Source organism: Pedobacter sp. 01N416 (genome assembly GCF_056399685.1).
Map to the genome: position 1 here is coordinate 1 of NZ_JBFTRT010000927.1, position 1,043 is coordinate 1,043.

Annotated in this window: 1 pseudogene; it reads left to right on the forward strand. The window is 42.8% G+C overall.

The window, feature by feature from the left end:
• Positions 1-336: 336 nt before the first annotated feature.
• Positions 337-1,043: pseudogene (locus tag AC1DND_RS28455) on the forward strand (hypothetical protein); the annotation flags it as partial.

Consider the following 1,043-nt stretch of genomic DNA (forward strand, 5'->3'; position numbering starts at 1 on the left):
GGTTAGCAAGAGCTAACGCTCAAAGCAAAGAGCGTGTAGTTTAACAAAATCTATCCACAAAAGACGCGATGGAAAGAAAACTTCGATAATTATTTTTCATAGAAATACTGCCAAGATTCGTTCAATGGGCTGTTTTTACTAATTATCATCGAAATCATCAGCATTAATTTTAAAAAAAAACAATTAAATATTAGGAAATTAAAATATAAATATATTAATTTTATACAACAAAATAACTATAGTATTACATTAGATTATACATTAATATTACAATTTGTTTGGATATTATCTTACAATTCTTTTCTACTAAATTTTTAACCCTCTAAAAAACCTTCTATGTCAACCTCATCAAATTCTACCCCATTAGACGTGACAGTAAGTCCGTCAAATCCGCTGTACATCACGGACACTAACAATCAGTTCGGAACAGTAACCGTTTTACCTGGCGGACAAATTTTTGTCCAGACAACAGGTAAAATTTCTATTGCTGTCCTAATCAAATCAACTACTAATGCTGCGAAAGTATTAGCTGCGCAACAAGCCACCGGCGACATCAACATTCTTGGTGCACCAGGTACAGCGGGCACAAATGGCCAGCCAGGCGGAAGCGGCCAGAATGGCGTTGCTGGTCAGAACGCAAGTTGCAACTGGGCTTCCGGATGTAACGACGGTTCCAATGGTACTAGTGGTGCCATTGCTGGTAATGGTGGTAATGCCAGTGTTGGCGGCAACGGCGGCGATTCTCCCGCTACTACCATGTACATTGGTAAAGTTACCGGTACTTTCTCTGTTGTAGGCGGAGGCGGCAATGGTGGCGATGGCGGAAGCGGTGGTAATGGTGGAAGCGGCGGTAATGGTGGCAATGGTGGTAATGGCTCCAGTTCAGGAGCTTATTCCCGTGGTGGCTATAACGGCGGTAACGGCGGTAACGGTGGAGCCGGAGGAAACGGAGCTAATGGTGGCAATGGCGGTAATGGTAATGTGATCAATATCACTTACGGAAGTCTGGATGCTGGCTCTCAGCTTATTGGCCATCCTATAGC